5 protein-coding genes are annotated in these 10916 nt (G+C 34.4%); 4 read left to right on the top strand and 1 reads right to left on the bottom strand.

Translation table 11 applies throughout. From position 1 onward, the window contains the following. Positions 1-449 precede the first annotated feature (449 nt). A complete protein-coding gene (locus CQA44_RS10035) occupies positions 450-629 on the bottom strand; it encodes a hypothetical protein (protein ID WP_115547107.1) in 180 nt (59 codons plus the stop codon). A 1892-nt stretch (positions 630-2521) separates the two neighbouring features. Here CQA44_RS10035 and CQA44_RS10030 point away from each other — a divergent pair. From CQA44_RS10030 to CQA44_RS10015, 4 genes are all read left to right on the top strand, one after another. Next, complete coding sequence (locus CQA44_RS10030; protein ID WP_115547106.1) at positions 2522-3274, top strand: DNA alkylation repair protein; 753 nt, start codon at positions 2522-2524, stop codon at positions 3272-3274. Positions 3275-5279: 2005 nt separating this feature from the next. Then, positions 5280-6218 (top strand): restriction endonuclease subunit S, encoded by a 939-nt coding sequence (locus CQA44_RS10025; protein ID WP_258864999.1) that lies wholly within the window; start codon positions 5280-5282, stop codon positions 6216-6218. A gap of 668 nt (positions 6219-6886) precedes the next feature. Next, on the top strand, positions 6887-8035 hold the full coding sequence (locus CQA44_RS10020; RefSeq protein ID WP_115547105.1) for an aldo/keto reductase: 1149 nt from the start codon (positions 6887-6889) through the stop codon (positions 8033-8035). A gap of 68 nt (positions 8036-8103) precedes the next feature. Beyond that, positions 8104-8535 carry a hypothetical protein gene (locus tag CQA44_RS10015; RefSeq protein WP_115547104.1) on the top strand — a complete coding sequence of 144 codons (432 nt, stop codon included), beginning with the start codon at positions 8104-8106 and terminating at the stop codon, positions 8533-8535. Positions 8536-10916 lie beyond the last annotated feature (2381 nt).

Here is a 10916-nt window from a genome sequence, read left to right as displayed (position 1 = left end):
ATTCTACTTGATACTTTAAAACAAGATTTAAGAAATATGAATGAGATTTTTAAGATAAGAAACGAGTTAAGAAAAGAGAAGATTAAGATTAATATGGAGTTTTATCGCAAAATCACTTAATCCATATTCTTTTATTTGTCTTCATAAGAGAAACAAGGAATTACTCTTAGACTTAAGACACATAGAATCCTTAAAGAATCCTAGCTTATCCTAATCTTATCACCTCTCCTTATCCCTACCAAACACTATTATCTTTTAACACAAAATCTTACTTAGATTCTACGCTTAAATTTACACTTGTCATTACTTAAGGCTTTAGCCGAAGTATCTCTAACAGAATCTTTTAAGATTCTTTAAATCTCTTTATTCTATTTAATCCCTTAACTCTCTTATGCTTTGTTTTCTTTTATTCTTACTCTTTTGATTCTCTATTACTCTCTTAGATTCTCTTAATTCCTTTCTCGCTTTGAGAATCTTTGCTCTTTAAAGATTCTAGTAGAAGAGAATCTTAGAGATTCTTCACCTGCTAAAGCAGGTTCAGAATCTCTCATTGTAGAATCTCTTCTACTAGATTCTAAAAATATAGAATCTGATGGGATAAAAAATCTCTCTCTGATTATGTGCTTCATTAATATTTCATAAATCTTTGTTTGATTAAAGAATCTTTAAAGAGCAAAGATTCTCAAAGTGAGAAAAGCATTAAGAACTAAGCATTAAGAGAATCTAAGAGATTGAGATTCAAACATAAGAAAGAATAAGAGAGATTAAAGAGATTAAAAGAGTAAGAGAACCTAAGCATTAAGAACTAAAAATTCTAAAAGAGCAAAGAATCTCAAAGTGAGAAAAACATTAAGAACTAAGCATTAAGAGAATCTAAGAGAATAAGAGAGTGATAGAATCAAAAGAGTAAGAGAAAATAGAAAACACAACATAAGAGATTAAATAGATTAAATAGATTAAAGAGATTAAATAGATTAAGGGATTTAAAGAATCTCTCTGTCTTATTCTCTCATATTGAATCAATAAGCCCTATTTTCTGTCTTGAATCAAGAAAGCCTTGTTGAGTTGCAAATCTCTTTACTGAGAATATTAGTTAGAATCTTGTATGCCTCATTCTCTATGATACTTTGAGATTCTGTGTGTGATTAAAGATTCTAAGCAAGGTGCTAGAATGAGAGATTATCTTAAAAAAGTAGATTTATAGGCTAGAGACTTAAGCTTTTCTTATAACCTAAAGCCTTAAGCTCTTAAATTAAAGCTTAAAATAATATCATCAACAAAGCAAAGAGTAAGGGTGAGAGACAATGAGAGAAAGAGGCGCATTACTACGCAAAAGCAAGGGTGAGAGGCAATGAGAGATAAAGGCGTATTACTACGAGAGTAAGAGAATAGAAAAAGTTAAATTGAACAATTATTTCTATTTTTATTCATTTACTACGCAAAGGTAAGGTTGAGAGGCAAGATCCTATTTATGCAAAAGCAAGGGCAAGAGTAAGAGAAGAGAAAAAGAAGCGTATTATTATGTAAGGGTGAGAGACAAGGACGCATTACTACATAAAAGCAAGAGTGAGAGGCAATGAGAGATAAAGGCGTATTACTACGAGAGTAAGAGAATAGACAAAGTTAAATTGAACAATTATTTCTATTTTTATTCATTATTATGCAAGAGTAAGGGTGAGAGGCAATGAGAGACAAGGACGCATTACTACGCAAGGGTGAGAGGCAAGAGCGTATTACTACGCAAGAGCGAGTGTTAAGAGTGAGAGCAAGAGAATAGACAAAGTTAAATTGAACAATTATTTCTATTTTTATTCATTATTATGCAAAGGTAAGGTTGAGAGGCAATGAGAGATAAAGGCGTATTACTACACAAAAGCAAGAGTAAGGGTGAGAGGCAATGAGAGATAAAGGCGTATTACTACACAAAAGCAAAGGTGAGAGGCAATGAGAGATAAAGGCGTATTACTACGAGAGTGAGAGAATAGAAAAAGTTAAATTGAACAATTATTTCTATTTTTATTCATTATTATGCAAAAGCAAGGGTGAGAGAAGAGAAAAAAGAAGCGTATTATTATGTAAGGGTGAGAGACAATGAGAGAAAAAGGCGCATTACTACGCAAGGAGTGAGAGTTAAGAGTGAGAGTGAGAGAAGAGAAAAAGAAGCGTATTACTACAAAGCCTCTCTATCCTTATAAACCTGCTTGATAGCATAGGGAATAAAGCCCTAATTTCTGTTTTGGCAATACACTCTTGCAATGTGTTTCATAGATGTGTTAAGGCTTTATCTTAAATATCTTGTGTTATGATTCCATTAAACTCAAATTTATCAAAAGGAAAATGGGCTAGCTTATCGACGTAGTCAAAATCACTAAGATAGGGGGCAGGGTTTTGTCAGCCCTGCTAGCAAGAGCGTGCCTCTTATTATTAACAAAGATTATTATCAAAGAAAAGGCGGAGAATGAAGCACCTTACTTGGCAAGGCTCTTTCTTTTGAAAATCTTAATTATCAAAAAGGCGGAGAATGAAGCACAAAGACCATTATAACGATGAGTATATTGTAGAATTATCACGCAAGATTTATGCGGTTTGTCCTACCTTTGATACGCAAAAATTTTGCCATTTGCTGCAAGGGCAGCTTGAAGATAAGGAATTGTTTGCGCGTTTTGATTGCATTGTTGATGCGATTGTCGCGACAATGGGAAATGATTATGCGCAAAATATCCATTGCTTTAGCGAACTGCTTGGCGAGGAATTACCCAAAGCAGAGGGAATGTTTAGCTTTGGTTGGTGGCTGTGGCCAATTGGTAGGTATGTGGAGCGGTATGGGAATGAGGATTGGCGTTTGTCGCTAAGTTTTATCAAAGAGCTTACCAAGCGATTTACAGGTGAATATGCAATTCGCCCCTTGCTTAAAGAGCACCCAAGAGAAGTTATGGACGCGCTGATTGGCTGGAGCAAGGAGGATAATGTGCATATCCGCAGACTAGCGAGTGAGGGGATAAGAATCTCTCTCCCTTGGTCGCAAAAGCTGCTTGTAGCCCTTGAGGAGTTTGAGAAAACCACGATTATTTTGACGAATTTGAAAGATGATTCACAAAAGTTTGTGCAAAAAAGCGTGGGCAATAATTTGAATGATTTATTTAAAGAAGCACCACAAAAAGCCTATTGGCTGATTGAAAAATGGAGGCAAACTACGTCAAGCAAGGCTTGTGAGTGGATTATCAAACACGGAATGAGAAATCAAAATAAAGATAAAAGAAAGCAATTAAGATAATAGGATAGATTCTTAAAGCTAATTTAAGGTTTGTGCCAATCTCATACAATCCATATTTAATTGTTTGCATATTAATCTGTCGTTATTTAAGGTTTATAGCCTCTCACGCTGAAGCTAGGACTAGGATAGATTCTTAAAGCTAATTTAAGGTTTATAACCAACCTCATACAATCCATATTTAATTGTTTGCATATTAATCTGTCGTTAAGCTTTATAGCGTCTCACGCTGAAGCTAGGACTAGGCTAAATTCTTAAAACTATCGTTATTTAAGGGAAGTGAAGCGACCGAAATATCTCCTTAGTAAATAGAGATGTTTTTCCGCAACGAGTTTGACATTCGCCCTAGAGATTATCAAACACGGAATGAGAAATCAAAATAAAGATAAAAGAAAGCAATTAAGATAATAGAATAGATTCTTAAAGCTATCATTAAGGTTTATAGCCAACCTCATACAATCCATATTTAATTGTTTGCATATTAAGCTGTCGTTAAGCTTTATAGCCTCTCACGCTGAAGCTAGGACTAGGCTAAATTCTTAAAGCTAATTTAAGGTTTATAGCCAACCTCATACAATCCATATTTAATTGTTTGCATATTAATCTGTCGTTAAGCTTTATAGCCTCTCACACCAAAGCTAGGACTAGGCTAAATTCTTAAAGCTAATTTAAGTTTATAACCAACCTCACACAATCCATATTTAACATTGTTTGCATATTAAGCTGTCGTTAAGCTTTATAGCCTCTCACGCTGAAGCTAGGACTAAGCTAAACCCTCAAAACTATCGTTATTTAAGGGAAATGAAGCGACTGAAGTATCTCCTTAGTAAATAGAGATGTTTTTCCACAACGAGTTTGACATTCGCCCTAGAGATTATCAAACACGGAATGAGAAATCAAAATAAAGATAAAAGAAAGCCATAAGATAATAGAATAGATTCTTAAAGCTATCATTAAGGTTTATACCAACCTCATAAAGATAATAGGATAGATTCTTAAAGCTAATTTAAGGTTTGTGCCAATCTCACACCAAAGCTAGGACTAGGCTAAATTCTTAAAGCTAATTTAAGGTTTATAACCAACCTCACACAATCCATATTTAATTGTTTGCATATTAAGCTGTCGTTAAGCTTTATAGCCTCTCACGCTGAAGCTAGGACTAAGCTAAATTCTTAAAACTATCATTATTTAAGGGAAATGAAGCGACTGAAATATCTCCTTAGTAAATAGAGATGTTTTTCCTCAACGAGTTTGACATTCGCCCTAGAGATAGCGGGCTTTGACAAATTTGTCGTTAAGTTTTTTCTTTTATGGCAAGAGAATAACACAAATAGAGATATTTTGCTTTTCTTAAACTTGGTAAAGCTGATGTCTTTGTTCTTTTGGGCTTTGATAAATAGAGATGTTTTTCCTCAACCAACAATCCAACTAGCCTTTAGAGACGCTAACCTTGACAAATTAAGTCTGTGAAATAAAGATACTTTTCTTAACTTAAGGCTTTGTTATGACGGAAGTCTGCTCTCATTGTTGAATGATTTACTCTCATACTGAATAATCAACTCTTTAGAATCTAGTATAAGAGATTCTACAATGAGAGATTCTTTAGCCTTGCTACGCAAGACTTCAGAATGACAATTTAACTTTTATCTTTGTAAAGTTATCTTGTCATTACTTAAGCAAAGCGAAGTATCTCTAACAGAATCTTTTAAGATTCTTTAAATCTCTTTATTCTATTTAATCCCTTAACTCTCTTATGCTTTGTTTTCTTTTATTCTTACTCTTTTGATTCTCTATTACTCTCTTAGATTCTCTTAATGTTTTTCTCACTTTGAGAATCTTTGCTCTTTAAAGATTCTAGTAGAAGAGAATCTTAGAGATTCTTCACCTGCTAAAGCAGGTTCAGAATGACAAAGTAGATTGATTATTTAAGTATTCAAAATGACAAGAAACTAAAATGTTATTTTGAGAATTCTTCAGTCATGTAAAGCCAAGACTTCAAAATAACAATGTGAAATATCTATTTTGTCATACTGAGCTTTGCTTGCATAGCGAAGTATCTCTAAAGGATTTAACAAAAGATTCTACAATAAGAGATTCTTCGCTTGTTTCACAAGCTCAGAATGACAAAGTGAAAAACATTAATGACAAAATGAGAGATGCTAATGACAATGAAAAGTCCATTAATGACAAAGTAAAGGATTCTAGCATTCTCCCTCCCACGAGCGAAGCTACAAGCCCCACTTGTAAAAATGACAATGAAAAATTCCAAAATAAAATCTATCCAAACTACACCATTCGCACCCTAAAGGAGAGTTTCTTAAAAACAGGACGTCTTGATAGCGAGTATTACCAAAGTAAATATGATAAAAATGAAAAGCTAATAAAACATTATAAAAATGGCTATTGTCATTTGAAAGACTTGGTTTTAGAACAATCAGGTGGATTTGCATTTTCTAGTGACGGGTATTTAGAGAATGGAAATTTAGCATTAATTAGAATCAATAATATTAAAAACGCAAATTTGGATATGAGTAATGCTGTATATCTTACAAATGAAGCTCAAAATCTAAGCCCGAGAGATAAGGTTAAAATAGGCGATATTCTTATCTCTATGTCAGGCAGTGTGGGATTGGCTTGCGTGGTAAGAGAGGACATTAATGCTATGATAAATCAAAGGATACTAAAAATTGCTATTAGTGGGTTTAGCCAAGAGGTGCTAGTGATATTATTAAACTCTATCATAGCAAAATTGCAGTTTGAAAGAATGGGGACAGGAGGGGTGCAAACTAATTTATCAAGTAAAAATATTCTTGAAATTCTCATTCCACTTCTTGATATTGAAACTCAACAAAAAATAGAATCTAAAATCACACAAAGCATTGCACTAAGGGCAAAAAGCAAGGCATTGTTAAAAGAGGCTAAAGTAAAAGTAGAGGCAAAGATTTAATAAACTTTTATAATAGAATAGTTAGCCTTGTCCTATTCTTGTGAATCTAGCCTGTCATCTTTGTAAGTATAGGTAATAGCAGTTGTCATTACTTTGGGCAAAGCCCGAAGTATCCAACAATGCCAATGATAAAGATATTTCATCTTTTGCTAAGCCTCGTGCGTTGTGATAGCAATTCACCCAAGCTCGCAAATAAGATAAATTAGATTTGCAAGAACCTGATAAAATAAATTCTCATTCATAATGACAAATAAGAATCCCTGTCATTGTGAAGTCTCTTGCAAATGCCCTTTGTCATTGTGAAGTCTCTTGCAAATTCCCTTTGTCATTTTAAAGCTTTGCGTAGCAAGGCTGAAGAATCTCTTATTATGGAATCTTTAAGATACTTCGGCTAAAGCCTTTAGTAATGACAAGTGTAAATTTAACCTTAGAATCTAAGTCAAGTTTGAGGATTTAGAGATGTTTCGGGCTTTGCTCAAAGTAATGACATTAGTTTATCTTTTGAGTTTGAGAATTTGAGGATTCAGAGAGACTTCGCTCTCTGCTGTATTGGCTGTATTGCTTTTAAAAAACAGAGCTTAATTCTATAATTTATTCTTATAATTTATTCTTGACAGAGACTAGCTATCAGGCTGTATAATTGCATAACTATAATAAAAGGAGAAATAATGCACAAACAAGATACAAATCGTAGAGAGTTTCTAAAAACTACTAGCATAATAGGCATAGCTTTAGGGGCTTTTAGCTTTGGTGGGGGTTTTGTGCCACTTCTTGCTAGAGAGCCTATTAGCTCCCTGCCCAAACGCACACTTGGCAAAGGAAGCTATGCCCTTGAGGTCTCTGCCCTCGCCTTTGGCTGTATGGGGCTAAACTACCACCGCAGTCAAAATCTCTCTAAAAATGAAGCAAGAAAAATCCTAGAAGCCGCTATCAATGCGGGTATCACACTCTTTGATACCGCTCAAGTCTATGGACCAGATACAAATGAGATTTTAGTAGGCGAACTGCTTAAGCCCTACAATAAACGCATTTTTATCGCAACTAAATTTGGCTTTGGCAAAGAGGGGGATAAAGCGGGTGATTGGGTGCTTGATTCCTCCCCTAAACGCATTCGTGAAGTCGTGGAAAACTCACTTAAACGTTTGCATTTGGAGCAAATCCCGCTTTTGTATCAGCACAGAGCTGACCCCAAAACGCCTATTGAGGAGATTGCAAGCACGGTTAAGGAGCTTATCAAAGAGGGTAAAGTCGCTCGTTTTGGCGTCTGTGAATTGAGTGCGACTACCATACAAAAGGCTCATAGAATCTGCCCCATTACCGCCGTGCAAAGTGAATATCACCTAATGTGGCGTAATGTGGAGAGTGAGCTATTCCCTACTTTAGAAAAGCTTGGCATTGGCTTTGTGGCTTATAGCCCTCTAAATCGTGGGTATCTAAGCGGCAAACTCAATAAAAATTCTACATTTGACCCTACAAATGATAATCGCCAGACACTGCCACGATTTGAACCTAATGCAATGGAGGCAAACTATCAAATTATAGAGATTCTCAAAGCATTTGGCAGGGGTAAAAATCCTCATTCAAAGGATAAAAATGCCTCACCCGCTCAAGTGGCTATCGCTTATCTTCTAGCTAAAAAGCCCTACATTGTGCCGCTTTTTGGCACGACTAAGAGGGAGCATCTAAGCGAGAATATGAACTCTTTATCGCTAAAACTCACGCAAGCAGACTTAAAAGAGCTTGATACTGCCCTAGATAAAGTGCAGATTGTAGGGGATAGATATCCCATAGAGCAGGCAAATAGGGTAGGAAAGTAGGGAATATAATTTAGCATTGTGATTTGACATTGAGTGATTAGCATTTGGAATGCACCACAAGGAAAATAATGAACTTTGCTTTATCAGGTGAAGAATCTTTTAAAAATTCTAACACAGATGTTTCGCTAACGCCAAACAAGACAACTGCTCTTGTCATTCTGAAGCTTTGCGTAGCAAGGCTGAAGAATCTCAAATTAAAAACAAAAGAGTTTTACAAGCTCTCGCACAATCGTTTTTACTTACATTTGCAAAGAGAGATACTTCGACTAAAGCCTTTAGTAATGACAAGTGTAAATTTAAGCTTAGAATCTAAGTCAAGTTTGAGGATTCAGAGATGTTTCGCTTTCGCCAAACAAGACAAAGTGGATTGTCATTCTGAAGTCTCTTGCAAATGCCTTTGTCATTCTGAACTTTGCTTTAGAGTAAATAATCCTCAAAAGATTCTATTTGTCATTCCAAGCCTCTCTCCTTGTCATTCCAAACTTTGCAAAGCAAAGTGAAGAATCTCTCATTGTAGAATCTCTTCTACTAGATTCTAAAAATACTAAAGAATCTTAAAGCTTTAATAAAACTCTTAAATGAGGCTAAGTGTAGAATCTAAAAGATTCTGTTAGAGATACTTCGCTATGCTTAAGTAATGACAAAAGAAGTAAATTGTCATTCTGAAGTCTTGCGTAGCAAGGCTAAAGAATCTCTCTATGAATCTCATTGTTATTCCTAACCGCTTTATCGCCCTGAACCCCCCCCCCTTTTTTTTCTTTGTCATTCTGAACTTTGCTTGCAAAATGAAGAATCTCTTAAAGATTCTCATACAAATATTTCGCTAACACCAAACAAGACAACTGCTTTTGTCATTCTGAAGTCTTGCGTAGCAAGGCTGAAGAATCTATAAGATTCTCTTCTGCTAGATTCTAAAAGAGCAAAGAATCTAAAGATTCAAAGAAAATAAGAGAGACAAAAAATTAAAAGAGTAAAGATTCTAAAGCTTTAATAAGACTTTCAAATGAGGCTAAGTGTAGAATCTTAAAAGATTCTATTAGAGATACTGCAATGATAAAATATCACTTTATAGAAGAGATACTTCGGGCTTTGCCCAAAGTAATGACAAAGGAGGATATTTTGCTTCCTCGCACAATCCCTAAAGAATTTTGCCCACACTTTCAAATAGGATAAACTAGATTCACAAGAATAGGATAGGGGGGATTTACAAAAATCTAACAAGGCAAGATAGAAAGAGAAATGTTAAGAAATAAGAGGAAATATTGTCATTACTGAAGAATCTACCCTTTTCTTTTGCTGTTCTTAAAGGATTGCAAATTCACCTTGTCATTCTGAACTTGAGCGTAGCGAAAGTGAAGAATCTTTTCTACTAGATTCTAAAAGAGCAAAGAATCTAAAGCTTTAATAAAACTCTTAAATTAAGCTAAGTTAAGTATAGATTCTCAAAAGATTCTATTAGAGATACTTTAGCTAACGCTTTTAAGAGTTTTAGTAAGGCTTTAGAATCTTGTAGAGATTCTTTGTTAGATTCTTCGCTTGTTACAACAAGCTCAGAATGACAAAGGAGGATATTTTGCTTTCTCGCACAATCCTCAAAGGATTTTGCCTACACTTGCAAATAGGATAAACTAGATTCACAAGAATAGGATAAGCAGGATTGTCATTGTGAAGTCTCTTGCAAATTCACCTTGTCATTTTAAAGGAGTAAAGCGACTGAAGAATCTCTTAATGTAGTATCTTTTGTGTTAAAACCTTTGGTTAAAGAAACTTAAAAGATTCTACACTTAGCCTAATTTGAGAGTTTTATTAAAGCTTTAGATTCTTTAAAGAACAAAGATTCTCAAAGTAAGAAAAACATTAAGAGAATCTAAGAGAGTAATAGAGAATCAAAAGAGTAAGAATAAAAGAAAACAAAGCATAAGAGAGTTAAGGGATTAAATAGATTAAAGAGATTTAAAGAATCTTAAAAGATTCTGTTAGAGATACTTCGCTTTGCAAGCAAAGCTCAGTATGACAAAAGAAGTAAGTTGTCATTCTGAAGAATTACTCTTTCCTCCTGTCATTACTAAAGCGTAGCGCAGAATCACTAAGATTCTATCATTAAGAGATATTTCGCTAACGCTCAACAAGAGAACTGCTCTTGTCATTCTGAACCTGCTTTAGCAGGTGAAGAATCTATAAGATTCTCTTCTACTAGATTCTAAAAGAGCAAAGAATCTAAAGATTCTATTAGAGATACTTCGGCTAACGCCTTTAGTAATGACAAGTGTAAATTTAACCTTAGAATCTAAGTATGATAAACACCCTTACCAAAACTTACAAATAGGACAAACTAAATTGTCATTATGAACTTTGCAAAGCAAAGTGAAGAATCTCTTCTACTAGATTCTAAAAAGAGCAAAGAATCTAAAGCTTTAATAAAACTCTTAAATTAAGCTAAGTTAAGTATAGAATCTTAAAAAATTCTATTAGAGATACTTCAATGATAAAATATCACTTTATAGACTAGAGATACTTCGGGCTTTGCCCAAAGTAATGACAAAGGAGGATATTTTGCTTTCTCGCACAATCCTCAAAGGATTTTGCCTACACTTGCAAATAGGATAAACTAGATTCACAAGAATAGGATAGGGGGTGTCATTCTGAAGTCTTGCGTAGCAAGGCTGAAGAATCTCTTCTACTAGATTCTATAAAAGACTTAAGAATCTTAAAATTTTAATAAAACTTTAAGATTAGGCTAAGTGTAGAATTTTAAAAGATTCTATTAGAGATATTTCGCTACGCTTAAGTAATGACAAATGTAAATTTAACCTTAGAATCTAAGTAATGACAAGCTTGAGGATTCAGAGATACTTCGGCTAAAGCCTTTAGTCATGACAAG

This window comes from Helicobacter sp. MIT 14-3879, assembly GCF_003364125.1.
The sequence above is the reverse complement of the archived record's forward strand: the minus strand, read 5'-3'. Positions and strand labels throughout refer to the sequence as shown.

Bases quoted from the DNA above. Each gene is read 5' to 3' on its own strand.
- CQA44_RS10015 (WP_115547104.1), top strand. From the start codon at position 8,104: ATGAACTTTGCTTTATCAGGTGAAGAATCTTTTAAAAATTCTAACACA.
- CQA44_RS10030 (WP_115547106.1), top strand. From the start codon at position 2,522: ATGAAGCACAAAGACCATTATAACGATGAGTATATTGTAGAATTATCA.
- CQA44_RS10020 (WP_115547105.1), top strand. From the start codon at position 6,887: ATGCACAAACAAGATACAAATCGTAGAGAGTTTCTAAAAACTACTAGC.
- CQA44_RS10035 (WP_115547107.1), bottom strand. From the start codon at position 629: ATGAAGCACATAATCAGAGAGAGATTTTTTATCCCATCAGATTCTATA.